This is a genomic window from Mesorhizobium sp. WSM3859 (genome assembly GCF_002295065.1).
GTDB lineage: Bacteria > Pseudomonadota > Alphaproteobacteria > Rhizobiales > Rhizobiaceae > Mesorhizobium.
The window spans coordinates 160934-185142 of record NZ_NSGG01000002.1 but is presented as its reverse complement, the minus strand read 5'-3'; the positions used below and the strand labels follow the sequence as shown (position 1 = coordinate 185142).

At 62.5% G+C, this 24209-nt stretch carries 28 protein-coding genes; 15 read left to right on the top strand and 13 right to left on the bottom strand.

The window, feature by feature from the left end:
* Nucleotides 1-10 precede the first annotated feature (10 nt).
* Nucleotides 11-355 carry a DUF190 domain-containing protein gene (locus tag CK230_RS04655; protein ID WP_095816023.1) on the top strand — a complete coding sequence of 115 codons (345 nt, stop codon included), beginning with the start codon at nucleotides 11-13 and terminating at the stop codon, nucleotides 353-355.
* A gap of 15 nt (nucleotides 356-370) precedes the next feature.
* Here the strand turns inward: CK230_RS04655 and CK230_RS04650 are convergent, their stop codons facing one another.
* From CK230_RS04650 to CK230_RS04640, 3 genes are all read right to left on the bottom strand, one after another.
* Nucleotides 371-577: a hypothetical protein gene (locus tag CK230_RS04650; RefSeq protein WP_095816022.1), complete on the bottom strand. Its 207-nt coding sequence runs from the start codon at nucleotides 575-577 to the stop codon at nucleotides 371-373.
* A gap of 206 nt (nucleotides 578-783) precedes the next feature.
* On the bottom strand, nucleotides 784-1206 hold the full coding sequence (ndk, locus tag CK230_RS04645; protein WP_095816021.1) for a nucleoside-diphosphate kinase: 423 nt from the start codon (nucleotides 1204-1206) through the stop codon (nucleotides 784-786).
* 391 nt (nucleotides 1207-1597) lie between these two features.
* Complete coding sequence (locus tag CK230_RS04640; RefSeq protein WP_095816020.1) at nucleotides 1598-2290, bottom strand: glutathione S-transferase family protein; 693 nt, start codon at nucleotides 2288-2290, stop codon at nucleotides 1598-1600.
* 61 nt (nucleotides 2291-2351) lie between these two features.
* Between CK230_RS04640 and CK230_RS04635 the strand changes: the two genes are divergently transcribed.
* The 4 genes from CK230_RS04635 to CK230_RS04620 all read left to right on the top strand — a co-directional run bounded on the left by CK230_RS04635 (nucleotide 2352) and on the right by CK230_RS04620 (nucleotide 5933).
* A complete protein-coding gene (locus CK230_RS04635) occupies nucleotides 2352-2861 on the top strand; it encodes a DinB family protein (RefSeq protein WP_095816019.1) in 510 nt (169 codons plus the stop codon).
* A gap of 186 nt (nucleotides 2862-3047) precedes the next feature.
* Entirely contained in the window at nucleotides 3048-3770 is a 723-nt protein-coding gene (locus CK230_RS04630) for a hypothetical protein (protein WP_245429824.1), read from the top strand.
* 272 nt (nucleotides 3771-4042) lie between these two features.
* On the top strand, nucleotides 4043-4828 hold the full coding sequence (locus tag CK230_RS04625; protein ID WP_095816018.1) for a GGDEF domain-containing protein: 786 nt from the start codon (nucleotides 4043-4045) through the stop codon (nucleotides 4826-4828).
* A 295-nt stretch (nucleotides 4829-5123) separates the two neighbouring features.
* Nucleotides 5124-5933, top strand: a complete 810-nt coding sequence (locus CK230_RS04620) for a sterol desaturase family protein (protein ID WP_095816017.1) — start codon at nucleotides 5124-5126, stop codon at nucleotides 5931-5933.
* An 83-nt stretch (nucleotides 5934-6016) separates the two neighbouring features.
* Here CK230_RS04620 and CK230_RS04615 read toward each other — a convergent pair whose 3' ends face one another.
* From CK230_RS04615 to CK230_RS32320, 5 genes are all read right to left on the bottom strand, one after another.
* On the bottom strand, nucleotides 6017-6313 hold the full coding sequence (locus tag CK230_RS04615) for a DUF982 domain-containing protein (RefSeq protein ID WP_095816016.1): 297 nt from the start codon (nucleotides 6311-6313) through the stop codon (nucleotides 6017-6019).
* Nucleotides 6314-6474: 161 nt separating this feature from the next.
* Entirely contained in the window at nucleotides 6475-6660 is a 186-nt protein-coding gene (locus tag CK230_RS32325; protein WP_141245994.1) for a hypothetical protein, read from the bottom strand.
* Nucleotides 6661-6816: 156 nt separating this feature from the next.
* Complete coding sequence (locus CK230_RS04610; protein ID WP_095816015.1) at nucleotides 6817-7128, bottom strand: hypothetical protein; 312 nt, start codon at nucleotides 7126-7128, stop codon at nucleotides 6817-6819.
* A gap of 196 nt (nucleotides 7129-7324) precedes the next feature.
* A complete protein-coding gene (locus CK230_RS04605) occupies nucleotides 7325-9406 on the bottom strand; it encodes an ATP-dependent helicase (protein ID WP_095816014.1) in 2082 nt (693 codons plus the stop codon).
* A 60-nt stretch (nucleotides 9407-9466) separates the two neighbouring features.
* Nucleotides 9467-9670, bottom strand: a complete 204-nt coding sequence (locus CK230_RS32320) for a hypothetical protein (RefSeq protein WP_141245993.1) — start codon at nucleotides 9668-9670, stop codon at nucleotides 9467-9469.
* A 119-nt stretch (nucleotides 9671-9789) separates the two neighbouring features.
* On the opposite strand from CK230_RS32320, the gene CK230_RS04600 reads away from it, so the two are divergent.
* Complete coding sequence (locus tag CK230_RS04600) at nucleotides 9790-11697, top strand: BTAD domain-containing putative transcriptional regulator (RefSeq protein WP_095816013.1); 1908 nt, start codon at nucleotides 9790-9792, stop codon at nucleotides 11695-11697.
* A gap of 154 nt (nucleotides 11698-11851) precedes the next feature.
* On the opposite strand, the gene CK230_RS33040 is transcribed toward CK230_RS04600, so the two are convergent.
* Entirely contained in the window at nucleotides 11852-12019 is a 168-nt protein-coding gene (locus tag CK230_RS33040) for a hypothetical protein (RefSeq protein WP_095816422.1), read from the bottom strand.
* Between the two features lie 127 nt (nucleotides 12020-12146).
* Here CK230_RS33040 and CK230_RS04590 point away from each other — a divergent pair, with 127 nt between their 5' ends.
* Nucleotides 12147-12329, top strand: coding sequence for a hypothetical protein (locus CK230_RS04590; RefSeq protein WP_095816012.1), 183 nt, complete (start codon nucleotides 12147-12149; stop codon nucleotides 12327-12329).
* Between the two features lie 206 nt (nucleotides 12330-12535).
* Here CK230_RS04590 and CK230_RS04585 read toward each other — a convergent pair whose 3' ends face one another.
* Complete coding sequence (locus CK230_RS04585) at nucleotides 12536-13507, bottom strand: LysR substrate-binding domain-containing protein (protein ID WP_095816011.1); 972 nt, start codon at nucleotides 13505-13507, stop codon at nucleotides 12536-12538.
* Nucleotides 13508-13619: 112 nt separating this feature from the next.
* Here CK230_RS04585 and CK230_RS33035 point away from each other — a divergent pair, with 112 nt between their 5' ends.
* The 5 genes from CK230_RS33035 to CK230_RS04555 all read left to right on the top strand — a co-directional run bounded on the left by CK230_RS33035 (nucleotide 13620) and on the right by CK230_RS04555 (nucleotide 16909).
* Complete coding sequence (locus tag CK230_RS33035; RefSeq protein ID WP_176480012.1) at nucleotides 13620-14453, top strand: hypothetical protein; 834 nt, start codon at nucleotides 13620-13622, stop codon at nucleotides 14451-14453.
* Between the two features lie 41 nt (nucleotides 14454-14494).
* On the top strand, nucleotides 14495-15595 hold the full coding sequence (locus tag CK230_RS04570) for a DMT family transporter (protein WP_245429843.1): 1101 nt from the start codon (nucleotides 14495-14497) through the stop codon (nucleotides 15593-15595).
* Nucleotides 15576-15797 (top strand): hypothetical protein, encoded by a 222-nt coding sequence (locus CK230_RS04565; RefSeq protein WP_245429823.1) that lies wholly within the window; start codon nucleotides 15576-15578, stop codon nucleotides 15795-15797. The genes CK230_RS04570 and CK230_RS04565 overlap by 20 nt, the downstream gene beginning before the upstream one ends.
* A 350-nt stretch (nucleotides 15798-16147) precedes the next feature.
* Nucleotides 16148-16591 (top strand): MucR family transcriptional regulator, encoded by a 444-nt coding sequence (locus CK230_RS04560; protein ID WP_095816009.1) that lies wholly within the window; start codon nucleotides 16148-16150, stop codon nucleotides 16589-16591.
* Nucleotides 16592-16684: 93 nt separating this feature from the next.
* Nucleotides 16685-16909, top strand: coding sequence for a hypothetical protein (locus CK230_RS04555; protein WP_095816008.1), 225 nt, complete (start codon nucleotides 16685-16687; stop codon nucleotides 16907-16909).
* A 149-nt stretch (nucleotides 16910-17058) separates the two neighbouring features.
* On the opposite strand, the gene CK230_RS04550 is transcribed toward CK230_RS04555, so the two are convergent.
* Complete coding sequence (locus CK230_RS04550) at nucleotides 17059-17253, bottom strand: hypothetical protein (RefSeq protein WP_095816007.1); 195 nt, start codon at nucleotides 17251-17253, stop codon at nucleotides 17059-17061.
* A 488-nt stretch (nucleotides 17254-17741) separates the two neighbouring features.
* Complete coding sequence (locus tag CK230_RS04545) at nucleotides 17742-17966, bottom strand: hypothetical protein (protein WP_095816006.1); 225 nt, start codon at nucleotides 17964-17966, stop codon at nucleotides 17742-17744.
* A 135-nt stretch (nucleotides 17967-18101) separates the two neighbouring features.
* On the opposite strand from CK230_RS04545, the gene CK230_RS04540 reads away from it, so the two are divergent.
* Together CK230_RS04540 and CK230_RS04535 are read left to right on the top strand one after the other, a co-directional pair.
* A complete protein-coding gene (locus CK230_RS04540; protein ID WP_095816005.1) occupies nucleotides 18102-19979 on the top strand; it encodes an ABC-F family ATP-binding cassette domain-containing protein in 1878 nt (625 codons plus the stop codon).
* A 202-nt stretch (nucleotides 19980-20181) separates the two neighbouring features.
* Nucleotides 20182-22287 carry a molybdopterin oxidoreductase family protein gene (locus CK230_RS04535; protein WP_095816004.1) on the top strand — a complete coding sequence of 702 codons (2106 nt, stop codon included), beginning with the start codon at nucleotides 20182-20184 and terminating at the stop codon, nucleotides 22285-22287.
* A 30-nt stretch (nucleotides 22288-22317) separates the two neighbouring features.
* Here CK230_RS04535 and CK230_RS04530 read toward each other — a convergent pair whose 3' ends face one another.
* Entirely contained in the window at nucleotides 22318-22536 is a 219-nt protein-coding gene (locus CK230_RS04530) for a hypothetical protein (RefSeq protein ID WP_095816419.1), read from the bottom strand.
* A gap of 110 nt (nucleotides 22537-22646) precedes the next feature.
* Here CK230_RS04530 and CK230_RS04525 point away from each other — a divergent pair, with 110 nt between their 5' ends.
* Nucleotides 22647-24206 (top strand): winged helix-turn-helix domain-containing protein, encoded by a 1560-nt coding sequence (locus tag CK230_RS04525; RefSeq protein ID WP_245429822.1) that lies wholly within the window; start codon nucleotides 22647-22649, stop codon nucleotides 24204-24206.
* Nucleotides 24207-24209: the final 3 nt, after the last annotated feature.

Genomic DNA, 24209 nt, shown 5'->3' with positions numbered 1-24209 from the left:
GGAGGAAAACATGGAACTTCCCGCGCAATGCGCGCTGCTCAGGATATTCTTCGGCGAGGATGACAGGGCGGCCGACGGCAAGCCGCTGCATGAGGCGATCGTCATCAAGGCGCGCGAGACCGGCATGGCCGGCGCCACCGTGCTGCGGGGGCCGCTCGGCTTCGGTCGCTCCAGCGTGCTGCACACCGCCAAAATCCTGCGCCTGTCGCAGGATCTGCCCATCGTCGTCGAGATCGTCGATGCGCCGGAGAAGATCGATGCGCTTATCCCCGCGATCAAGGCGCTGACAAGTGAGAAGAGCTGCCTGATCACGAGGGAGAAGGTCGAGGTCATCCGCTACGGCGACGGGGACTGATCCTGGGATCCTCGATCAGCCGCCGCGCAGACGTCTTCCGATCGTTCCTTCGTCGAAGATACCGGCGGAAAAGAGTTTCATGGCCTCAATCGCCAGGTCCGATGCCTCGGAGCTGCCGCGGGCAATACCGCGTTCCTCGCAGACCTGATCATAGATGCGCTTCAGCAGGACAAGATCGTCCGGATAGGCAACGCCGCTCTTGGAAACATGGGGACCAATCATCGCGTCCTCCGTTGTGCTACGGAAGCGCGACAGAGGTTCGCGGGGGCGAGTGAACACTCTATCGCTAGAGCGGGCTACCATAGGTTGATCTGCCCACGGCGCATTCACCCATGTTAAAAAGGCGGCCCATTGGGCCGCCTTTGTTTTCGGCAGATTTCAGAGCGATTCCACGAAGCGGTTTTCCGTTCGGGATCGTGTCAGATAGATCAGCCGACGATCTCGGTGTCCGAGAACCAGTACTTGATCTCCTGCGCGGCGGTTTCCGGCGCGTCCGAGCCATGCACCGAATTCTCGCCGATCGACAGCGCATGCACCTTGCGGATGGTGCCCTCGGCGGCATTGGCCGGGTTGGTTGCGCCCATCACTTCGCGATTCCGGGCGATGGCGCTCTCGCCTTCCAGGACCTGCACGATGGTCGGCGCCGACGACATGAATTCCACTAGCTCGCCGAAGAACGGGCGATCCTTGTGGACGGCGTAGAAACCTTCGGCCTCGCGGCGGCTCATCCACACGCGGCGCGATGCGACGACGCGCAGGCCGGCGTCCTCCAGCATCTTGGTGATGGCGCCTGTCAGGTTGCGCCTGGTCGCGTCCGGCTTGATCATGGAGAAGGTGCGTTCGATCGCCATAGGGTCGTCCTTGTTCTTGGGAATGGAAATTGGAGTGGCGGGCTCTATACAAGCCACCCGGCGGCTTGCCAAGGGGAGGCGGCTTCTGGTCAAGGCGGGCTCTTTGCGGGATAATTAGACGGCTGCGAACATGCTTCGCACGGAAATCCGGGGCGTTGCGGCAGCGGAGCCCGAGGCGATGAACTGGCCTTATTTCAGACGCGGCGATGTTGCCGGCATCCTGTTCATGGCCATGGTTCTCGCCGGGATCGTCTTCGTCCTGCTGTTCTTTCCACAACGCGGGCAGCGGAATTTCGGCTTCGGTCCGGAGTGGCAGTGCGCCCGCATGGAGAAAGGCGACCCGATCTGCGTCAGGTTGGTCGGTAAGGATAAGGGGGGAGATCACCGGCCTTCACGCCGCCGCCGCGACCTGCCGGCCGATCCCGCCATGCAGGTCGAGGCAGCGCTCGAACCAGCGGGCGATGCTGTCGCTGTCGTCAAGCAGTTGGAAAGGCGAGGCGATGCGGCCCCATTGCAGAGCCCCGAACACGATGTAGTCGGCAAACAGCGGCGCCTCGCCGCCGATGAAAGGCTGGTGGGTGAGCGTCGAGCGCAGCGGCTGCAGCGCGGCGCGGAAGGCCGCGAGCCCGGCATCGCGGTTGGCCACGACCTCTTCCAGCCGCTTGCCGTAGCGCTGCTCGCGGCTTTCGCGGAAATAGGCGGCGTTCGCCTCGTCTTGCATGGCATGCAGACCGGTCAGCGCTACCGTCGCGACATAAGGGTGGATGGTCAGCTGCGACCAGCGTTCGATGAAGCGCGCCATCGCCTTGCCGCCTTCGCCGCCGAATAGCGTCGGCCGATCCGGATAGGCTTCGTCGAGATAGAGCGCTATGGCGAAGGAATCGGCAACCACGCGCTCGCCGTCGCGGATCACCGGCACCGTCTTCGACACGCCGCCTTCCACCTTGGGCACTTCGAGGAAGCGCGTCGGCACCTTGGTCGCGGTCAGCCCCTTATGGGCCAATGCCATCTTGATCTTCCAGCAATGCGGGCTGAACGGGCGGCCGACATCATGGCCGACGAGGTCATAAAGCAGAATGGTCATTGGCGGGTCCGTTGCTGCGGGTTACGAAGAGCCCGGATTCGTGATGAGCCGGGTGGGAAGAATGAAGCAGCATTTCATGATGTTTGCGGCCTATAATCAATGGGCCAACGGCCGTCTCTACGATGCCGCCGCCGATCTCGGCGAGGAGGAACTCGGCCGCGACGTCGGGGCCTTCTTCGGCTCGATGCTTGGCACGCTCAACCATCTGCTTGCCGTCGACCGCGTCTGGATGAAGCGCTTCACCGGCGAGGGCGATGCGCCGTCCAACACCGCCGCCATCCTGTACCGGGCCTTGCCCGCCCTGAAGCTGGCGCGCGAGGCCGAGGACAGGAGGATCGTCGACTGGGTGAGCGGCATGGGCGACAAGGCGATTGCCGGCCGCTTCTCCTACATGACCGTCGACATGCGCACCGTCTCGCAGCGGCTTTCGCCCGCGCTCAGCCATTTCTTCAACCACCAGACCCATCATCGCGGCCACGCGCATATGGTGCTGACGGTGCTCGGCCGGCCGTCGGTGTCGCTCGACCTGATGCTGTTCCAGCGCTCCGAAGAAGGCCGCGCCTACGCCTGAAGCATAGCTCCGGGAACCCGCACATTTCTGCTGCGGTTTCGTTGCGAATGACGCTCGGTGCGGGAAGTGTTTACTGCTTGCTCTACATGATTAAATATCGAATAAAAGTCGAAGATTGATTTAACAATTCGGTATAGCAACAAGAAACTAAAAAATATCATTAAAAGCCAGGCTTGAAACTGAGGCATGGATATCGGCGTAGATATGTATGCGCACGGCGTTAATCAAAGAACGCAGTGCCTGTGTGATGCAGTGCAGCATATTCTGTCTAAGAGGGAGAGTGTCATGCCAAGTATCATTCGGGAATTGCATAAAGCCCTTACTTGCAGCGCGATTATCGCCATTTTGGCCATGCCTGCAAATGCTGCAAGCCTTGGCGTTGGAGCATCGGTCGGCGGGTCCGGCGGCGTCAACGCTGGCGCCGGCGCCTCTGTCGGTGGTGGCAGCGGCGTCAATGCCGGTCTTGGCGCCTCGGTTGGCGGGTCGAACGGCGTGAACGCCGACGCGGCCGCATCGATAGGCGGCTCGAATGGCGCCGACGCAAACGCCACGGCGTCGATCGGCGGTTCAACCGGCATCAATGCGGGTCTCGGCGCTAACGTCGGCGACGACATCAACGCCAGTGCGGGTGCAAATGTCGGCAATGGCGCCAACACGAACCTTAGCCTCGGGAGTGGTGACGACGCGGGCGTCGGCGTGGAAAGGTTCTCTACACTGAGCACGCCTAGCACGCCTGGCACCCCTAGCACGCTAGGAGCCCCTGAAGCGCCCTCGATGAAGAACGCCGTGACTCAGATGTCCGGTGCGAAATTGATGCGCATGAAGAAGCGTTGCGCCGACGTGCTCTCCAGCGAAGGAACCTACGACAAGGATCTCAGGACGCTCTGCCTGATGATTTCGCGTCGCTGACATATGCTGCAAGACAGCCCTGGTCGGGAGTGCCGGTACCGGCCGTGAGGCTCTGCGGCATCTCCTACCGCATCGCCGCCACGGCTGGTGGTGCGTTGACGAGAACCTCCGGCCCGTCGGGAAGCCTGCCGCCTTTGCGGCGGGCTTTCTGCTTGCCTGCCATCACGGGCGGTTCCGACGGCTTGTTAACCACACTTGCATTGAAGCTAATATGTTAGGACTTCCTTTGCGCTCGCGCTCCACAATAAGCCGGTAGCCGTGGGAGCAAGGGCATGCGCATCGATTTGTCCCCGACAAGCTGGGGCAGGGTTGTGGTGGTCACCGCCGCCGGCACAGCCTTTTTCATTGCGGTCGCCTTCTTCGTCGATTCCTTCAATTTTCCCTCGCTGTCGCCGCAGGCGCTGCTCTGGGCGCAACTCACGGATCTTTTCCTGCCGCTTGTCCTCGGCGGCTCCTTTCTGTTCTTCCTGATGTGGAAGATGCGCCAGCTGGCGATCACGCAAAAGGAACTCAGCGTCATCGCCGCGACCGACAGCCTGACCGCGGTCTTCAACCGGGGCGCCTTCTCGATGCTGGTCGAGGCCTATCTTGACCGGGTACGCGACCAAACGGTCGCCGACGCCGGCGCGCTGCTGATCGTCGATGCCGACCATTTCAAGTCGATCAATGACCGCCTGGGCCACGACTGCGGCGACCAGGCGCTGAGATTGATCGCCGCGACGATCAAGGGGCAACTGCACGGCGCCGACATCGTCGGACGCATCGGCGGCGAGGAATTTGCGGTCTTCCTGCCCGGCGCCGACGCCGCGCGCTCCTTCCTGGTCGCCGAATCGATCAGACGGCGCATCCGCGAGGCCGAGTTTGCCCCCGACGGGCGGCCCTGGCCGCTTTCCGTGAGCATCGGCGGCATCGCCTTCAGCGGCCCGACCACCTACCACGACATGTTCCAGGTCGCCGACCGCCATCTTTACAAGGCCAAGTCCAATGGCCGCGACCAGGTGAGCTTCGAGAGCCAGCGCAGCGCGCTTGCCGGCGATGCCGGCGGGACCATGCACTAGAGCCGGATGATTTCAGGTCGAATCGACCTGAAATCTGAATCCGGCTCTAAATCAAAGAGATAGAGCATGATGTCGCCCGAAAACCGCTTCACACTTTTCGGCATCATGCTCTAGGCATTCCTTGGCGGTGCTCAGGCATAGGCGGCCTCGGCGAGGCCGCACACCTTGGCGGCGCGCCGAAACGCCCATCGGATTTCGGGGCAGCCACGTGCCGCATCCCCGGGCGCCATCAACGGTCCGTTCATCCTTTGGCGGCTAGTGTCGGCGGCTGACCTCAGCCGATCCGCGAGCGACCGTGTTCGATCTTATCGACTTCAAGGCGGTGCTGATCATCGCCCTCATCTTCATCCCGCTGGAGCAGCTCCTGCCGCTGCATGGCGAGCAGTCGGCGACGCGCCGGCATTGGCTGAACGACGTTTTCTACCTGCTCTTCAACGGCATCGTCATAAAGGCCGGTATAGTATTGGTGGTTGGCGCGGCGATGCTGCTGGCGCAGCGTTTCGTTCCCGAGGCGCTCACCGCCGCCGTCCAGTCGCAGCCTGTGTGGCTGCAGGCGATCGAGGCTCTGCTCATCGCCGACATCGGCTTCTACCTTGCCCATCGCGCCTTCCACGCGGTGCCGTTCCTGTGGCGTTTCCACGCCATCCACCACTCGATCGAGGAGATGGACTGGCTGGCCGCGCACCGCGTTCACCCGGTGGACCAGATCCTGACCAAGTCGGCCTCGTTCCTGCCGCTGTTCGCGCTGGGGTTTTCCGCCGAGGCGGTTCTCATCTATGTGCTGATCTACCACTGGCAGTCGGTGTTCATCCACTCCAACACGCGCATCGGGTTCGGGCCGCTGAAATGGCTGATTGCCTCGCCGCAGTTCCATCACTGGCACCATGCCAAGGAACGCGAGGCCTATGATAAGAACTTCGCCGGCCAGCTGCCCTTTCTCGATTTGATCGCCGGCACTTTGTTCATGCCGCCGCGGATGCCGGAAAAATACGGTGTCGACGAGCCGGTGCCGCAGCTCTACCACCAGCAGCTCGTCTATCCCCTCGTTGCAGCGGCCGAACCGGCCGCGCCGATCGCCAAGGCCTCGGCCGGCAAGCCGGAATAACGGTATGGAAAGGCCCGTCGTGAACTGACCCGGGGCAGTTCATAGCGGCGGGCTTGCCCAGGAAGATGGCGTTTGCCGGAAGCTCAGGCGGCAAAGCCGCTATAGCCGCGCGCGACCGGCTTCACCGAGACGATTGGCTGGTCCGACAGGATGCCGGCGGTCATCGCGAAGGTGATCAGCGCATCGCGCGCCGACTCGGCGGAGATTTCTCCGGCCCGCGCCGCCTCGCAGGCCTTTACCGCGGCGCCGTAGCTCAGCCGCCGCCGCGACGGCGGAAACTCGGTCAGGAATTCACGCATGGCGGACAGCGAGGCGATCACGCGCTTGTGGCCGGCGCCGACACTGACCGCGACCGGCGCGAAGACTATCCTGTCGTGCATTTAGACCTCTCGGAAATTGGGCGGAGGACGGCGGGGCTGCCAGCCTCGGTCTTGGATAGGACGCCGGACAACGCGCGTTGCGGCGCTAGGTTCCACGGTCGGGGATCTTTTGGCGCCGCCTTGCCAAAGTCCGCCCGCCTGGCCAAAGCCGTTGCGGGCGATCACGGCCCGGAGCCGGCTACGATTGCCACTTCGGCCGGGGGATGCGGCACGTGGTAATACGCTGATAGCACCAGGAGAAAGATCGCGATCCCGGCGAACAGCGTCGCGACGATGTTGACGAAGAGCTGGCCGGCCCGCTCGGCGAGTCGTTGCCGCCAATTCATCGTCGATGGAATCAAACGCATTTTTTCCACCCATTCCTACGGGCACCGCTTCAAGGCCGCGTCGGCTTTGGTGAGGGACGGCTCGCTAGAGCGTTTCACCGCTTCACGGAAACGGCGATCTCTTTGTTTTGTCGCAATTTCTTGACGGAAAACCGCACACACTTTCGTGAAATTGCTCTAATATCGCCAGCCTCTGTGGCGGTCGCAGCTCGAGACTCTTTTCATAGTCCAATAGCCGTGATGCCAGCGCTTGTGCACTCTGACCATGCAGTTGCGATGGTGACCGTAGCGGTATCCGTCGCGCATCTCGTAGCGGCCGCTGTAGCGCCAATCGTCGTTGCGCATATGGTGGCGGCGCCAGTAGTAGTCGTCATTGTATCTGCCCATGCCGTCATCGGTGGTGATGGTCAGGCTTGCAGTTTGCGCCGGAACAGTTGCCGGCGCCATGGCGGCCACGCCAAGCATGGCGGCTAGAATGAGGTTCTTCATTGCTGCCTCCTTGCATTAGATTTTCCTAACGGAAACCCTTTGACGGATGAAAAGTTCCGCGACGAACGCCCGCAAGCCGGTCGCGCGTCGACGCTCCGCACCGTGACTTCAGGGACGCTTTAAGTCTTTGTTTTGATGCATGTCGTTATCCCAGAACCGCTGCGCACTTCTGGGCGACACGCATTAGGCGGGCGTCCTATTTCCACATGCCGCGCATGCGGGCGCCAAGATCGACCTTGACGCCCGGTCGCTGACGCGGGTCGTCCTTGATCGCGGCGCTGGCCCAGGACGACTGCTCGAAGGCCGGAAGCATCGAGGCCGGGATGAAGCGGGTGCGCGAGGCATAGACATGGCGGTCACCGCGCGCCGCCTGGTTGTGCGGATAAAAGCGTTGCGGCACCACAAGATGCAAACTGTCCTTGGCCCTGGTCATCGCCACATAGAGCAGCCGGCGTTCCTCCTCGATGTCCTCCTTGGTGCCGACGCCGAGATCGGCCGGGATGCAGCCGTCTACCGTGTTGAGCACGAAGACGTTCTTCCATTCCTGGCCCTTGGCGGAGTGGATGGTCGACAGGATGAGGTAATCCTCGTCGCGATGCGGCGGCCCGGCCTGGTCGCTGGTGGCGTCGGGCGGATCGAGGGTGAGCTCGGTCAGGAAGCGTTCGCGCGAGGGGTAGGTCGATGCGATCTGCTCGAGCTGCAGGAGATCGGCGCGTCGCGTGATCGCGTCCTCGTGGATGCGTTCCATATGCGGTTCGTACCAGAGCCTGATCCGTTCCAGATCCGCCGGCCATTTGGCGCCGGCGCGTAAGCCGCTATAGATGTCGAGGAACACCGGCCAATCCTGCGCGGCGCGCTGCGGCGGCCGGAAGCGGGCAAGGCCCAGCGTCTCGTCCAGCGACGTCACCATCGCGTCCACGATCTGCGAGGCGGCGGACGGGCCGATGCCCGGCATCAGTTGCAGCACGCGAAAACCGGCGACGCGGTCGCGCGGGTTCTCGGCAAAGCGCAGCATCGCCAGCATGTCCTTGACATGCGCGGCGTCGAGGAATTTCAGGCCGCCGAATTTGACGAAGGGGATATTGCGGCGCGTCAGTTCCACCTCCAGCGGTCCGCTGTGGCTTGAGGTGCGAAACAGCACCGCCTGCGCCTTCAGCGCCGTGCCGGCCTCGCGCTCGGCCAGGATCGCCTGGCAGACATAATTCGCCTGCTCGGCCTCGTCGCGCACGCTGACCAGCTGCGGCTTGTGCGAGGACCGGCGGTCGGTCCACAGATTCTTGGTGAAGCGCTCGCTGGCCTCGCCGATCACCCTGTTGGCTGCGGCCAGGATCGTCTCGGTCGAGCGGTAGTTGCGCTCCAGCATGACGACCTCGGCGCCTTGCGCGAACTGCTTTGGGAAGTCGAGGATGTTGCGCACTTCCGCGGCGCGGAAGGAATAGATCGACTGCGCGTCATCGCCCACCACCGTCAGGCCGGCGCCGTCCGGCTTCAGCGCCAGAAGGATCGAGGCCTGCAGCCGGTTGGTGTCCTGGTACTCGTCGACCAGCACATGGTCGAAGCGCGAACCGAGGTGAGCGGCGATTTCCGGCTCGGCCGCCATCTGCGCCCAGTAGAGCAGAAGGTCGTCGTAATCGAGCACGTTCTGCGCCTGCTTGGCCTCGACATAGGCCGCGAAAAGCTCCTTCAGCTGGTCCGCCCATGCCGCGCACCAGGGGAAGGCCGAGCCCAGAACTTCGCCGAGCGGCGCCTGCGCGTTCACCGCCCGCGAATAGATCTGCAGGCAGGTGCCTTTGGTCGGAAAACGGCTCTCGGTTTTCGAGAATCCCAGCTCGTGCCGGGCAAGGTTCATCAGATCGGCGGAATCCTCGCGGTCATGGATGGTGAAGGCGGGATCGAGCCCGATCTGCTCGGCATAGTCGCGCAACAGCCTGGCGCCGATGCCGTGAAAAGTGCCGGCCCAGGCGAGCGCGTCGGCGATGATCGCCGCGTCGCGGCCCAGCACCTCGCCGGCGATGCGCTCGACGCGCTTGGCCATCTCGGCGGCGGCGCGGCGCGAGAAGGTCATCAACAGGATGCGGCGCGGATCGGCGCCCTTGACGATGAGATGGGCGACGCGATGCGCCAGCGTGTTGGTCTTGCCGGAGCCGGCGCCGGCGATCACCAGCAGCGGCGCCGCCACCTTGCCGTCGCCATGCACAACCGCCAACCTTTGCTCGTCATTCAGTCGGGCAAGATAAGCGGGCGTCTCGAAGGTCGAATCACGGGCGGCGATGTTCATCGCCCATCAAGCATCGTTTCCGCTTTGTTCGCAACGGGATTTGAGGCGGCCACGACGCGTTCATATACGGTCGTCCTCGTCGTAGCGGCGCGTCGGCGTCTTTGTGCTGAAACCGGTAGCTGCTCCATATGACATCCAAATGGCGGAGCTATATGCCTCTGCTATGCTGCGTAGAAATCGACCTGGACCGAGCTTCGGACGTGTCGGCGGGTCATCCTTGAAGGTTTTGGCCGTCTTCCCCAAAACCTCTTTGACGATGGACATTGGAGTTTCCCCTCGGATGTAGTTTAGTCGAGAGAGGCAACATCGAATTCAGCGTGTGAGCCGGCTGTGAAAAGCTTCGTGAAGATTGGGAAAAAAGCGGAAAATCAGAGTAAATCGCGATGAGCTTGGCGCGGCTCGATCTCTTGGGCGGTTTTCGCTTCACGTCTAGGGAAGGAGAAGCGCTGGACGTGCCCGGCAGGAAGAACCGGGCACTCCTGGGCATCCTGGCGGTGGCGCCCAATCAGGAGGCGACGCGTAGCAAGCTGGCTAGCTTTCTTTGGGGTGACCGAGGTGATGAGCAGGCCAGAAACAGCCTGCGGCAGGCACTGACTGCTATTCGCAGGGATTTGTCCGCACTGGGAACTGACGCCCTGATCCTGGTCGGAGACCGTGTCGCGCTCAATCCGAGGTTTGTCACGACCGACGTGACGGAATTCATCGCCGCATCCGCAAGTCGTGATGTGGTCGAGCTCCGGCAGGCAACCGTCCTCTATGCGGGAGCTTTTCTTGACGGTCTCGGCGCGGCCGGCAACGCTTTCGAGGATTGGCTGCGCGAGACCCGTGCCGACTTGTCCACGCGCGCAATCAATGCGTTACTGTCGCTGGTGGCCTTGGTGAACGGCGCTGAGCGCGTCCTCATCGCCGAACGGCTTGTCGCCCTCGATCCGCTGCGAGAGTCGTCGCATTTTGCATTAATGCAGGCGCATATTGCCTCGAACCAGACAGCCCTCGCGATCAAGCAGTACGAGGCCTGCAGGGTTCTGCTGACGCGCGAGTTGAAGGCGGAGCCGAGTGCCGAACTTCAGCAATTGCGCCGGAGCATCGACGAGACGTCGATCAGACCGACAACGACGGCTTCGTCGGGTCGCAAGCCGGTTGTCGCGGTTCTTCCATTCGAGAACATGAGCGGTGATCCAGCCCAGGAATATTTCAGCGACGGGATCACAGAAGACATTATCACCGAACTCGGCCGCTTTGGCGAACTTCATGTCATAGCCCGCAATTCATCCTTCATCTTCAAGGGCAGGACTATCGATGCTCCGACCATCGCCAAGCAGTTATCGGCTGACTACCTGTTGGACGGCAGCATACGCCGTGCGGGCAACAGGGTTAGAATCTCCGCGCGGTTCATCGAGGCCAAGACAGGCAATCAAATATGGGCCGATCGATTTGATCGCGAACTGACGGACGTTTTTGAACTCCAGGATGAGATCGCGAGGAGCGTAGCCATCACCGTCGCCGGCACCGTTCGTCCATCAGGTGTGGAGAAAATTCGGCGCCTTCCCATAGCTCAACTCGATGCGTATGAACTGTATCTGCGGGCGCGTGTTCTGGTGGCTCGCTACGACACCGTTCTGGAGGCTGTGCCCTTTCTCGCCAGGGCGATTGAACTCGACCCAAATGTCGCAATAACTCATGCGATGATGGCTATCGTTCTCACGAGCAAATGGCTGCTTGAGGGGGACGCGAAGATGCTCGAGGCTGCTCTTCTGCACGGTCGCCGCGCTCTAAAACTCGGGCCTCAACAGGCATTGAGCCATGTGTCCTTGGCGCACGCCCTCATCTTCCTAGGGCAGTTGGATGAGGCGCTGCCCCATCTCGATCAGGCCGTGAGCCTCAATCCGAACGAGACGCGGTCGAAGGCGACACGTGGGTTGTGCCGCAATTATCTCGGTCACAATGAGGAGGCTCTGTCCGATTTGGACGACTGCATCGCCCGCGATCCGCTGAATTATGATTGGTTCTGGGATTTGCGGGGGCAGGTTCTGATGGTTCTGGGGCGCTACCCCGAGGCGATAGCGTCCTATCGAAATCTGAATTCCTACGCATTCTGGGCATACGCGTTTCTTGCGGTGTGCCACTGGAGGATGGGCGACAAGCTGCTCGCCGCCGATGCGGCAAAACAATGTCTGGCGGCAAGACCCGGGGTGACTGTCAGCACCATACTGATTGATCCCTATCGCGATCAAACAGTCCTTGAAAACCTTCGGACGGACCTCTTGGCGGTCGGCATACCCGATGGATGAGGGACCTGCAGTGATGGCAATGGCGGACGCGGGCATTCGCAGCAGCGAATGCTTTTCGTCGACTTGTTCCGCCAAACTTGGCGTGATGGCGCGTATTGCTCTGATTGCGCCTTGCGTCATGCTTGCAATTGGGCACGGAACAGGGGACTGGCAATTACCGCTGCGGCTCAACCCCCATCGCCGCCGACTGGCGCCGCAGCGCGCGCCTCTCATCGCCCGGCATGTCCAGCGGCTCGACATCGCCGGGCACCTCGTCGATGATCCTCACGGCGACGCGATAGGCGGTGTAAGCGAAAAGGCCGGTAAGCAGCAGGCGGATCATCATCGTCTCCTCGTGCGGTTCGATTGGCTTTCAACCGGGCATGGGCCGGTTGGTTCCCCCTCGCGCGCAACCAAACGGCCACCGCGTCGTTTGCATTCATGAAAGGGGCGAACGAGAGGAGGTCGTCATGATGAAGCTTCCTGTGCTGCTGGCTCTTGCGGCAGGGCTCGTGCTCGCCGCCTGCGACAACAGCGTGCAGCCGACCAAGGCGCCGGGCGATGAAGTCAACCAGAACCCGCAGGTCGACAAGAACCCGGTGCCGAAATCGACCACCGGCGGAGACCAGCCGGGCACGCCTCCGAAGCAATAGGGCAGGGCGGGTTGAATTGGCATCGGCCTGGACGAAGAAGGCCGGCGCTGCTTGGGAGGAAGCTGGATAGCGCCGGCCAAGCGGGAAATCAGGCCCGCCGCGCGATCCAACATAGCTGAGTCTCGGCCTTGCGTCATGGTGGATCGCGCTAGCCGGCTACAATCAGCCAAACGCCCGGAAAGTCCTGAAGCCGCGGAACGGTGCTCCTACGCCACCGCCGCGCGTCTTCCCTGCTGTCCGCCGGCGATCTCGACGTCGAGCTGGCGCTGCGTCAGCGCCGCCTCGGCCAGGATCCACTGCTTGAACAGCTCCACCTTGCGGGCGCCGAGCGCGTTGATGGGGCTGACGAAATACCAGCCCGCCGTGTTGGGATGGTGGACCGCGAAGGGGGCCACCAGCCTTTCGGAGCGGATATCGCTTGCCATGTAGGCGCGGTTGGCGACGGCAAAGCCCATGCCGGCATTGGCGGCTTCGTAGGACATCATGCAGCTATCGAAATAGACGCTCCTGGTCTCGCCCAGCACGAAGCTGGCGCCGGCGAAGCCCAGCCATGACTGCCAGTTTTGGGTGCAGGTGTCGGAGTGCAGCAGCGTGAAGAAGCGCAGGTCTTCGGGCGTCACCTTCGACAGCGGCTTGTCGCCCAGCACGTCGTGAAACAGCTTGCGGCTGCATACCGGCGTCAGGTCTTCCTTGAACAGCAGTTCCGAGGTGAGGCCGGGGAAATTGCCGTCGCCGTAGCGGATCTCGAGATCATATTCCGAGGTCGAGAATTCATGCGTGGCGTAGGACGTCGACACCCGCATCTCGATATCGGGATACTGCCGCTGGAAGATCGTCAGCCTGGGAAACAGCCAGCGCGCCGCGAAGGTCGGCAGCACGCAGATCCGCAGCACATGCGCCTGCGACTGGCCGGTAGCCTCCATGCTAGCCGCCACGATCCGTTCCAGCGCCTCGCGTACGCGGGCCACATAGGTCTCGCCCTCCGGCGTCAGCGACACCGCGTTGCCGCCGCGCTCGAAGATCTTGAAACGCAACTGGTCCTCCAGGCTTTTCACGCGCTGGCTGACGGCGGAAGCGGTGATAAACTGCTCTTCGCCGGCGCGCGTGAAATTCCTGTGCCGCGCGGCGCTCTCCACGATTTTCAGCGAGTTGAGGTTGACCTGACTGAGCAGACGCACGGGGTTTCGACCTTAAGCTGGGCTTACGCTACCACCAGCTTTCCTAAATTTACAGGGGTGGGCGTTTAAATGACTGTTAACCAAGTGTTGCCCCCATCTTGGAGAAAGTACAATGAACGCCCATACAATTCCCGAACTGCGCTGTGCAATGAGCCGCGAGGCCATCATTGGTCATGAGACGGCCTGGAAAGTGTCGGGCTTCGGCGTCGCCCAGTATCGTCACGGTTACGACCCGGCTCTCCTTGCCGCCATCGAGGAAGCGGCGCTCAAATTGAAGGCCAGCCATGCCGTCCACAAGCACCTCGACCTCACCTTCATCACCGGCGCCGACCGCTATATTCCGGAGATCAAGGAGCTTTTACACGACAAGCTGCGCCTGGAAAGGCTGTCCGACATGATGGGCACCAAGCTCGAACCCTATCCGCTGTCGATCGTCGGTTCGACCGTCACCTTCATGAACCCCAGGGACGGCGCCGTCGAATGGCATTGCGACGGCGTTCCGGTGACCGAGCTCATCCCGCTGTCGATCAGCGACCCGCTCATCGGCGGCCATCTTGAAATCTACTGCGACGATTCCGAGACCGGCCGCTCGATCCTGGAAACCGGCCGCGACCTGCCGCGCAACAAGATCATGCGCATCGACCACAAGATGAATTACGCCACGCTCGGCCAGTTCCTGGGCGTGCTCCACCGCACCGCGCCGATCCAGCTTGGCGAGCGCGTCACGCTGGTGCTCAACCAGCGCTCGGCGACCAAGCCCTATGTCGACGACAACCGCATGTTCTACCTCGCCGCCGACAACGACCATGACCGCGCCTGGGTGAACGAGCTGGCCGACGATGTCTGGACCAACCAGCTGCCCGCCTATCGCCGCCACGCCGAGGAGCATCCCATGCCGGAGCCCGCCGCGGACTCGGTTTCCGGCGGAGCAAGGGAGTCGTGGTAGTGACCAACGATCCGGTCGAGCGCCAGCCGCCCTCGGCGTCGCTGAGCCTCGGCCCGGTCGTGCCGGACTGTCAGAACCGTTCCAGCGCCGCCCCCGCGGCGGCGCTGGCCTTCGCCCTCGGCGCCGTGGCGCTGTGGGCGACCAACGCCCTGGTCGGCAAGACGCTGCTTGCACTCTATCCGGTGTCGCAAGTGCAGTTCCTGCAATTTTGCGGGGCGGCCCTGGTCTTCGCGCTGATCCGGCTGATGAGCACTTCTCCTTCCCCCCTTGTGGGGGAAGGTGGATCGGCGCGTAGCGCCGAGACGGATCAGGGGTGCTCCAGCGAAGCGAGACGCTGGCGATCCTTGGAACACCCCTCATCCGACCTCGCTTCGCGAGGCCACCACCCGGGGGCGAGCCACGGGTCTCGCCCCGTCCTTCGGACCCCACAAGGCGAGAAGGGGAGGCCCGCGCTCGCCTATGCCGTCGGCTTCCTGGGTCTGGTCGGCACCATGGTGCTGCAATATATCGGCTTCGCCTCGATGCCGGTCATCGAGGCGAACCTCGTCGCCTATACTTGGCCGCTGATGACCGCCGCGGCGGTTATCCTGCTGGGCCGGCCGCGCCGGCCGCTGCTGCTCGGGCTGGCCGCCGCTGTCGGCTTCGTCGGCGTGGCGCTGGTCATTTCCGGAGGGCGCGCGCAGACCTGGTTCGAAGGCGGCAGCGTCGTCGGCTATCTCGCCGCTTTCGGCTCGGCGCTCTGCATGGCCTTCTACTCGCTTACCGTCGGCCGCCTTGGCGTATCGCCGGAGCGTCTGCTTTTGCCCTCGGCGCTGATCGGCGTGGCGCTCACCTTAGCCTGGTGCCTGCATGACGGCGCTGGACGCCTGACCGGTGCGCATCTGCTGCTCGGCCTCTATCTCGGCGCCGGACCGATGGGGCTCGGCTACTATTTCTGGTCGCGCGCGGCAAAGCTCGATCACGGCGGCAGGATAGCAATCGTCGCTTATCTTACGCCGATCGCGTCCACGTTTCTGCTGACCCTGTCGGGCGAAAGCCTGTCGATGACGGCTGTTGCCGGCGCCGTCCTCGTCATTGGCAGCTGCCTCGCGGTCGGCATCGAAGGTACGGAGACCAGGCACAATGTCCAGAATGCCCGCTGACGAGGACGAACGCCGCGCCAGACAGGAGGCGCACTGGCTGGTCAAGGAATTTGGCGCGGAAGCGGCGCTCTATGCGGCCATGAAGGCGGAAAAGGCTATCGAGCAAAAGGACTTTGGCCGCTGCGCGCGCTGGAAACGCGTGCTGGAAATCCTGGCGGACAGCCCTTCGGCGGATATCAGGCGCGGCGTCGCCGTCAAATGAGCGATTTGCCCTGGCGCCACCGAAGCCCGAACGGTCGATACCCAGGCAGATTATCGTTACCGTGGCCGAACTTGGCCTGAACTTCGATTTTTCAGCAACTTGCTTGGCCGACCGAGTGCTACCGTAGGTTTTACCTATCCAGCCAGACCGCCGGTGCTATAAAGCATCTGTTATAGCTATTAGAAATCCTAACTTGCGCGTTTGCAGCCCGCGTAGAAACATAACCCGGTATTGAGTCGCGTAGCTTTACTGACTCTGGACGGTCCGTTGGGGGGCTTGTCCAATTCGATACACCGACAAAAGTCTTAAAAACGAGCTGGCGATTTGAGGGCCGGCAGAAGGTGAAAAAATTGTCCAACATCGACGATAAGACTGCAATCGAACTGACCGCCGACATTGTCTCCGCCTATGTCGGCAACAATCCGCTCCCTGCTTCCGGCCTGCCTGATCTGATCGCCAGCGTCAGCGCGTCAGTGCGCAAGCTCTCCGGCGGCAGCGTTGTCAAGGAGGCGGTGGCGCTGACGCCTGCCGTCAACCCGAAGCGTTCGGTCTTCCCGGATCACATCATCTGCCTTGAGGACGGAAAGAAGTTCAAGTCGTTGAAACGCCACCTGGCGACTGATCACGGCCTGACGCCGGACGAATACCGCGCCAAATGGAGCCTGCCTGCGGATTATCCGATGGTGGCGCCCAGCTATTCGGCGACCCGCTCGGCGCTGGCCAAATCTTCCGGCCTCGGCCGCAAGCCGGCCGGCGGTGATGCGGGCAAGGGCAAGCGCAAGGGCAAGGCGTGAGGCCGGACCGAGGTGCTGCCTGAGGCAATGAATGACGCCGCGCCATCCTCATGGCGCGGCCGACGGACTGCTCTCGGCACATTGCGTCGCCGCGTGGCCGGACAGGTGTCCGTCGGCGCGGCCGAGGGGGTCGAAGCGCGACGCGTGCTGTTTTCCTTGGGACGGCTCTCCGCCGATCTGCACGCCGCGCTCGGCGCGCTCGACGACTTCGAGCGCGCCATTCTCGAGCATGAGGACCGCGTGGTCATCGAGGCGCGGCGGCTGAAATGCCTCGCCATCCTCGACCGCATGGGCGGCCTGGAGAAAAAAGGCAATTGATGCAAGCCGCGCGGAAGCGCGCAGCGGTTCTGGGACAACCACATGCGTCAAACGAAGACTGACAGCGGCTCGCCTGAATTCGTTTCAGCGCGACGCGCTTCAAGCAATTCCGGAAAAGTGGTTTCCGCCAACGCGACGGGCACCCGGCATCAGTTGCGGGGCGACTTGCTCTCGTCGTGGCGGTCGCGATCCTGCTCGGCGGCGAGGCTGTCCGCCTCCACGGCTGTCATTTCAAGAAAATAGACGAGCATCTGGTAGCGCGTGCGCGAGAGCATCTTTGCCAGCCTGCGCGCGATCTCCGCCACATATCTCAGCGTTCGCAGATCGTTGACCGCTTCGCCCATCGTGAGCTCCTGACATTCCAAGGGCCAATGCTTGGACCAAGTTATCGTTGGCGCCCACTCACGACTCACGGCGCGTCCGCAAGGTCGCAGGTATGCGATAAAAACTGAAATCAATTTTTGACAAGCATCATGCTCGGCCCGGAAGATTTTGCTGTCCTTTTTTGGTGGTATCGTCGATCGCAGCATCAATATTGAGCACAAGGCAAACTTGCGGTTGTCTAGCTGCGCCGGATTGATCTTCCGCCCGGAAATGTTGATCGCCTCGGGCTTGCGGCTGGGCGGGCGCGCGGCTCAGCCCTTGTAGGCGGAACAGAAGGCCGGCAGATTGTCATTGCCGATATGGCGCAGCCGCGCTTGATCTCGTCGATCATCATGCTGCATGCGTTCTGGCCATTGCAGGGCGGGTTGGTCGCGGGCGAAACCTGGACGCATTGCGAGACATATTGGTCCGGCGGTGGGGAGCGCTGCCCAACCAGCCTCTCAGTCATTCATGGGCGACGGCCGGGTTGTTTTCCACTGTCGATCTGGATCAGCAGGTGTTCCGTCGCGCGCCCCACAAGGGGGGAGATAGGCTGTGTCGTTGCCCCGCTCGTCGCTTCAACTGGAAGAGCAATTGGAGCAGTCTCGCTCTCGAACAGAACCACCTGCGTCGCCAGTGCGGTTGTCGTGGCGACCTGGAAGAAGATGAAGGCGAGGGCGAGATAGCGGATCACGGGCTTCCCAACGCTTTGGCCGGCGACTGGTTCCAATCCGTCGGGCTTTTAACGACCGGTCCGCGGCCGCACATGTCGAGCTCCTCCAGGCGCTGGCTCTTGCGAAGCGCCGATCTCCCGTGCAAAAGCGCAGCTATGCTTATCATCAACGACCTTACGCTGCGCATGGCGGGGCGGCTGCTTCTCGATCATGCCTCGCTGACCTTGCCGGCCGGCACCAAGGCCGGCCTTGTCGGCCGCAACGGCACCGGCAAGACCACGCTGTTCAAGGCGATCACCGGCGATTTCCCGTCCGAGACCGGCTCGATCAGCCTGCCGAAAAACACCCGCATCGGTCAAGTGGCGCAGGAGGCGCCTGCCACTGAGGAGCCGTTGATCGAGATCGTCCTGAAAGCCGATGTCGAGCGCCAGGCTCTGCTGGAAGAAGAGAAGACCGCAACCGATCCGCATCGCATAGCCGAGATCCACACCAGGCTCGCCGACATCGACGCGCATTCGGCAGAATCCCGCGCCGCCACGATCCTGGCAGGCCTTGGGTTCGACGACACCGCGCAGCGGCGGCCGGCTTCCTCCTTCTCCGGCGGCTGGCGCATGCGCGTGGCTTTGGCCGCCGTGCTGTTCTCCGAGCCCGACCTTTTGCTGCTCGACGAGCCGACCAATTATCTCGATCTCGAAGGCACGTTGTGGCTTGAGAACTACGTCTCGAAGTATCCGCACACGGTTTTGCTGATCTCGCACGACCGCGACCTGCTGAACCGCGCCGTCAATTCGATCGTCCATCTCGAGCAGAAGAAGCTGACCTTCTGGCGCGGCGGTTACGACCAGTTCGAGCGCCAGCTGAGCGAACAGCGCGAGCTGCAGGAAAAGAGCCGCGTCAAGCAGGAAGCGCAGCGCAAGCATATGGAATCCTTCGTTGAGCGTTTTCGCGCCAAGGCTTCCAAGGCAAGGCAGGCGCAGTCTCGCCTGAAGGCGCTGGAGAAGCTGAAGCCGATCGCCGCTGTGGTGAACGACACGGTGCGGCCGTTCTCCTTCCCCGAGCCGGTCAAGACGGTCGCTTCGCCGATCGTGGCGCTGAACGGCGTCAATGTCGGCTATACCGAAGGCAACCCGATCCTGAAGAAGATGACGCTGCGCATCGATGCCGACGATCGCATCGCTCTGCTCGGCGCCAACGGCAACGGCAAGTCGACCTTCGCCAAGCTGCTGGCCGGCCGGCTGAAGGCCGAGACCGGCTCGGTGACGGTTGCGCCCGGGCTGAAGGTGGCGATCTTCGCCCAGCACCAGCTTGACGATTTGCGTCCCGAGGAAAGCGCCTATGAGCATGTGCGCCGGCTGATGCCGGATGCGCCGGAAGCCAAGGTGCGCGCCCGCGTCGCCCAGTTCGGCCTGTCGACCGAGAAGATGAACACAGCGGCGAAAGATCTTTCCGGCGGCGAGAAGGCGCGACTGCTGATGGGGCTATCGGCGTTCGAGGGCCCGAACCTTTTCATCCTCGACGAGCCGACCAACCATCTCGACATCGACAGCCGTGAATCGCTGATCCATGCGCTGAACGATTTCCCGGGCGCCGTGATCCTGATCTCGCACGATCGGCATCTTCTGGAGGCGACAGCCGACCGGCTATGGCTGGTCAAGGACGGCGCGGTCAATCCCTATGACGGCGACCTCGAGGATTACAAAACACTGGTCACCGGCGTCTCGTCCAACCGCCGCGAGCAGAAGGAGACCGACAAGGCCTCCAAGGCCGACCGTCGCCGCGAGGCCGCCCAGCGTCGTGCGGCGCTCGAACCGCTGGCGAAGGAAATCCGCGCCACCGAGGCGTTGATGGACCGCATGCGCAAGCGCATCGACCTGATCGAGGACGAACTCGCCAATCCGGCGATCTACGAAAAGGATCCGTCCACCGCGACGCGTCTGGCCAAAGAGCGCTCGCAACTGGCGCATACGCTGGCGCAAAACGAGGATAAGTGGCTGATCATGTCGGCGGAATACGAGGAAGGGATCGCGGAGTAGCTCCCCCTTCTCCCCTTGTGGGAGAAGGTGGCCGCGAAGCGGCCGGATGAGGGGTGCTCCAGGGAATGCCAGCGTCTCACTCCGCTGGAACACCCCTCATCCGTCTCGGCGCTGCGCGCCGATCCACCTTCTCCCACAAGGGGAGAAGGGGTAGCCCCATCTGGCCCTACACCTCTCCCCCAAAACCCGCTACACACGCGCCATGAACCAGCACGCCAAGCTTCGGATCGGCCATTCGGCCTGTCCGCACGATTGCCCTTCCACCTGCGCGCTCGAGGTCGAGCTGCTCGACAACAACCGCATCGGCCGCGTGCATGGCGCCAAGGCGAACAGCTATACGGCCGGCGTCGTCTGCGCCAAGGTCGCGCGCTATGCCGACCGCGTCCATCATCCCGACCGGCTGCTGAAGCCGCTGGCGCGCGCCGGCGCCAAGGGTGAGGGCGCGTGGAAGGAAGCGAGCTGGGAAGCGGCGCTCGACCTCGTGGCGGAAAAATTCATCGCGGCGGAGGAGAAATACGGCTCGGAAACCGTCTGGCCCTATTTCTACGCCGGCACGATGGGGCTAGTGCAGCGCGACGGCATCCACCGGCTGCGGCATGCGAAGAAATATTCGGGCTTCTTCGGCTCGATCTGCACCAATCTCGCCTGGACCGGCTGGATGATGGGCGCGGGCGCCTTGCACGGTCCCGACCCGCGCGAGATGGCGAAGGCCGATTGCGTGGTGATCTGGGGCACCAATGCCGCGTTCACCCAGGTCAACGTCATGACCCATGCGACGAGGGCGAGGAAAGAACGCGGCGCGAAGATCGTCGTCATCGACATCTATGACAACGCCACGATGAAGCAGGCCGATCTCGGCCTTGTGCTGAAGCCCGGCACCGACGGCGCGCTCGCCTGCGCGGTCATGCATGTCTTGTTCCGCGACGGCATGGCCGACCGCGCCTATCTGGAAAAACACACCGACGATCCGCGCGGGCTCGAAGAACATCTGCGCACGCGTACGCCGGAATGGGCGGCCGCCATCACCGGGCTCTCCGTCGCCGAGATCGAGGCTTTCGCGCAACTCGTCGGCACGACGAAGAAAACTTACTTCCGCCTCGGCTATGGCTTCGCGCGCCAGCGCAACGGCTCGATCAACATGCATGCCGCGTCCTCGATCGCCGCCGTCACCGGCGCCTGGCAGTATGAGGGCGGCGGCGCCTTCCATTCCAATTCGGGCATCTTCAAACTGAACCAGGACGTGCTCGAAGGCGCTGCGATGCGCGACCCGAACATCCGCTATCTCGACCATTCGCGCATCGGCCCGGTGCTCACGGGTGCCGAGGACGCGCTCTATGGCGGCCCGCCGGTGACGGCGATGCTGATCCAGAACACCAATCCGGCCAATGTCGCGCCGGAGCAGCGGCTGGTGAAACAGGGTTTTCTGCGCGAGGACCTGTTCACCTGCGTGCACGAGCAGTTCATGACCGATACGGCCAAGCTCGCCGACGTCGTGCTGCCGGCGACGATGTTTCTGGAGCATGACGACATCTACAAGGGCGGCGGCAACCAGCACATCACGCTCGGCCCCAAGCTGATCGAGCCGCCGGAAGGGCCGCGCACCAACCACTATGTCAATGAGGAGCTCGGCAAGCGGCTGGGCGTCGGCGACCGTCCGGGTTTCGGCCTGACCGAGCGCGAGCACATCGACATCATCCTCGGCAAGCGCGGCCTCGGCAGCTTCGACAGTTTGAAGGCTGAGAAGTGGGTCGACCTGCAGCCCGACTTCGACGACGCGCATTTCATCAACGGCTTCGGCCATGCCGACAAGAAGTTCCACTTCCGGCCCAACTGGACCGGGCAGTCGGCCCCCAACCGGCCGCCGAAAAGCATGGGCCTGTTCGGCCCGGTCGAGCGGCTGCCGGAATTCCCCGACCATGTCGATCTGATCGAGGTGGCGGACGAAGAGCATCCATTCCGGCTGACGACCTCGCCGGCGCGCAATTTCCTGAACTCGACCTTTGCCGAGACGCCGGTGTCGAAGGCCAAGGAAGGCAGGCCGGAACTGCTGCTCCACCCCGACGACGCCGCGGCGCTCGGCATCGAGGATGGCGGCCGCGTCGAGGTCGGCAACCGCCGCGGCGACCTCGTGCTGCACGCAAGGCTCTTCGACGGCGTCAAGCGCGGCGTGGTGATCGCCGAAGGCATCTGGCCGAACAGCGCGCATGAGCGCGGCGAGGGCATCAACGTGCTGACCGGCGCCGACGCGCCCGCACCCTATGGTGGTGCCGCTTTCCACGACAACAAGGTCTGGCTCAGGGCGCTTTGATAGCTTCGCGGTCTGCCATTGCCTGATGGCTCACCAACTGGGGTCTCGGCCTTCGAGATCATCGTCCGGCGCGACCTGAGGCTGACGATGGAGACCGCTGTAAGGGGCTAGGTAGGCCATTTTGAAAGCATCGGATATCAGACCGGGGACGGCGCTGAGTTCTGCGCCGATTGCCAGCCTCGGAAACCTCAGCCGTGGCAGGTGTAGACGATGGGCGCTAACAAAAGCGTCGATGGAGATGCCGGTCATGGTGTCCTCCTGTGACGCCGCGAGAATGCCACCGCTCCCCACTCAGGTCCTTGGCTTAAACCTGAAGAGTCCTGAACGGCCCTGAAATTGCGTGAACCGAAGTGTCCCCAGTGACCCTGAAGTTCGCATTCAAGGTCATCTTGGATTATCCTGCCCGCGAGGGTGGTTCTTGGCCAATGGACCTGGAGTTTGGGAACTATCGTTTGAAACGAGCCGAACGGCAGTTGCTCGGGCCGAAGGGACCGTTGGAGCTTTCGGCACGTTCCTTCGACATCCTCGCCATGTTGCTCGACAGGCCCGATGAGGTGATCGGCAAGACCGAACTTTTCGATGCGGTCTGGCCCAGCATGGTGGTGGAGGAGAACACGCTGCAGGTCCACATTTCGGCGCTACGAAAACTGCTGTCCGCCGAGATGATCGCGACCGTGCATGGCCGCGGCTATAAATATGCCGGCCCCAAGCCCTTTGTGGCTATAGCGGAGGCTACGGCACCGTCCAGAGCGTCCATCGCCGTTCTTCCCTTCGACAATATGAGCGGCGATCAGGAGCAGGACTATTTCAGCGACGGGATAACCGAAGACATCATCACCCAGCTTGGCAAGTTCAGGGAGTTTCTGGTCATTGCGCGGAACTCCTCCTTCCAGTTCCGTGGCAAGGCGAATGACGTGGCCGAGGTGGCGAAGAAACTTGGCGTCCAGTACGTCGTCGAAGGCAGCGTGCGCAAGATCGGCAACCGGGTGCGGGTCACCGTGCAACTGATCGATGCGTCCTCAATGGCTCATATTTGGGGTGAACATTACGACCGGGAACTCGACGACATTTTCGCGATCCAGGACGAAATCACCCAGATGATAGCGGCGCGTCTGGCTCGACAGGCCAGAACCGCGATTGCCTCGCGTGCCAGGGCCAGGCCGACCGACAACATGTCGGCCTATGACTTTTACTTGCGGGCGCTGCAACTGGCAGCCACCTACGACTATGATACGGTGCGCGAAGCTGAGCCCTTTCTGCGCCAGGCGGTAAAGCTCGACCCGCGGTTTGCTGTTGCTCATGCCTTGCTCAGCTTTGTAGAAACCCTCAAGTTCTTCTGGATTTACGACAGTACCGACCTTTTGCACTCCGGACTGGCGATCGCAAGAACCGCACTGCAGCTTGACCCCGACGAAGCCTATGGGCATCTCGCCACCGGTTTTGCTCACTTGTACCTGCGCCAATTCAAGCAAGCTGACATCAGCCTTGACCGGGCGGTTGCGCTCAACCCGAATGATCCTATCATTCTCAGTATCCGTGCGCTTCATCTGAACTACACCGATAGGCCGGGCGAGGCGCTTGTTGAAATAACCGAAGCCCAGCGCCGCGACCCATACGCAGTCGGATGGTATGATGACTTTCGCGGCATCATACTGACCACGGCCGGGCAATATCGCGAAGCAACGGCCTGCTACGCGAAAATGGTAACAGTGCCACCGTGGTCGCTCATTCGTCTTATCATCTGCCATGCTGAACTCGGCGAAATCAGGCAAGCGCAAGACGTGCTGGCGAAGGTAAAGACGCATTATCGCGGCCTGAGCCTCGACCAGATCATCGATACCGAAGCGGATTTCTACCAAGACCCCACTGTATGCAGCCGTTATCGCGCGATCCTGGAGCGCGTTGACAAGGCCGAATAGGCC

Bases quoted from the DNA above. Each gene is read 5' to 3' on its own strand.
- CK230_RS04655 (WP_095816023.1), top strand. From the start codon at position 11: ATGGAACTTCCCGCGCAATGCGCGCTGCTCAGGATATTCTTCGGCGAG.
- CK230_RS04650 (WP_095816022.1), bottom strand. From the start codon at position 577: ATGATTGGTCCCCATGTTTCCAAGAGCGGCGTTGCCTATCCGGACGAT.
- ndk (WP_095816021.1), bottom strand. From the start codon at position 1,206: ATGGCGATCGAACGCACCTTCTCCATGATCAAGCCGGACGCGACCAGG.
- CK230_RS04640 (WP_095816020.1), bottom strand. From the start codon at position 2,290: ATGACCATTCTGCTTTATGACCTCGTCGGCCATGATGTCGGCCGCCCG.
- CK230_RS04635 (WP_095816019.1), top strand. From the start codon at position 2,352: ATGAAGCAGCATTTCATGATGTTTGCGGCCTATAATCAATGGGCCAAC.
- CK230_RS04630 (WP_245429824.1), top strand. From the start codon at position 3,048: ATGGATATCGGCGTAGATATGTATGCGCACGGCGTTAATCAAAGAACG.
- CK230_RS04625 (WP_095816018.1), top strand. From the start codon at position 4,043: ATGCGCATCGATTTGTCCCCGACAAGCTGGGGCAGGGTTGTGGTGGTC.
- CK230_RS04615 (WP_095816016.1), bottom strand. From the start codon at position 6,313: ATGCACGACAGGATAGTCTTCGCGCCGGTCGCGGTCAGTGTCGGCGCC.
- CK230_RS32325 (WP_141245994.1), bottom strand. From the start codon at position 6,660: ATGCGTTTGATTCCATCGACGATGAATTGGCGGCAACGACTCGCCGAG.
- CK230_RS04610 (WP_095816015.1), bottom strand. From the start codon at position 7,128: ATGAAGAACCTCATTCTAGCCGCCATGCTTGGCGTGGCCGCCATGGCG.
- CK230_RS04605 (WP_095816014.1), bottom strand. From the start codon at position 9,406: ATGAACATCGCCGCCCGTGATTCGACCTTCGAGACGCCCGCTTATCTT.
- CK230_RS32320 (WP_141245993.1), bottom strand. From the start codon at position 9,670: ATGTCCATCGTCAAAGAGGTTTTGGGGAAGACGGCCAAAACCTTCAAG.
- CK230_RS04600 (WP_095816013.1), top strand. From the start codon at position 9,790: ATGAGCTTGGCGCGGCTCGATCTCTTGGGCGGTTTTCGCTTCACGTCT.
- CK230_RS33040 (WP_095816422.1), bottom strand. From the start codon at position 12,019: ATGATCCGCCTGCTGCTTACCGGCCTTTTCGCTTACACCGCCTATCGC.
- CK230_RS04590 (WP_095816012.1), top strand. From the start codon at position 12,147: ATGATGAAGCTTCCTGTGCTGCTGGCTCTTGCGGCAGGGCTCGTGCTC.
- CK230_RS33035 (WP_176480012.1), top strand. From the start codon at position 13,620: ATGAACGCCCATACAATTCCCGAACTGCGCTGTGCAATGAGCCGCGAG.
- CK230_RS04565 (WP_245429823.1), top strand. From the start codon at position 15,576: ATGTCCAGAATGCCCGCTGACGAGGACGAACGCCGCGCCAGACAGGAG.
- CK230_RS04550 (WP_095816007.1), bottom strand. From the start codon at position 17,253: ATGGGCGAAGCGGTCAACGATCTGCGAACGCTGAGATATGTGGCGGAG.
- CK230_RS04540 (WP_095816005.1), top strand. From the start codon at position 18,102: ATGCTTATCATCAACGACCTTACGCTGCGCATGGCGGGGCGGCTGCTT.
- CK230_RS04535 (WP_095816004.1), top strand. From the start codon at position 20,182: ATGAACCAGCACGCCAAGCTTCGGATCGGCCATTCGGCCTGTCCGCAC.
- CK230_RS04530 (WP_095816419.1), bottom strand. From the start codon at position 22,536: ATGACCGGCATCTCCATCGACGCTTTTGTTAGCGCCCATCGTCTACAC.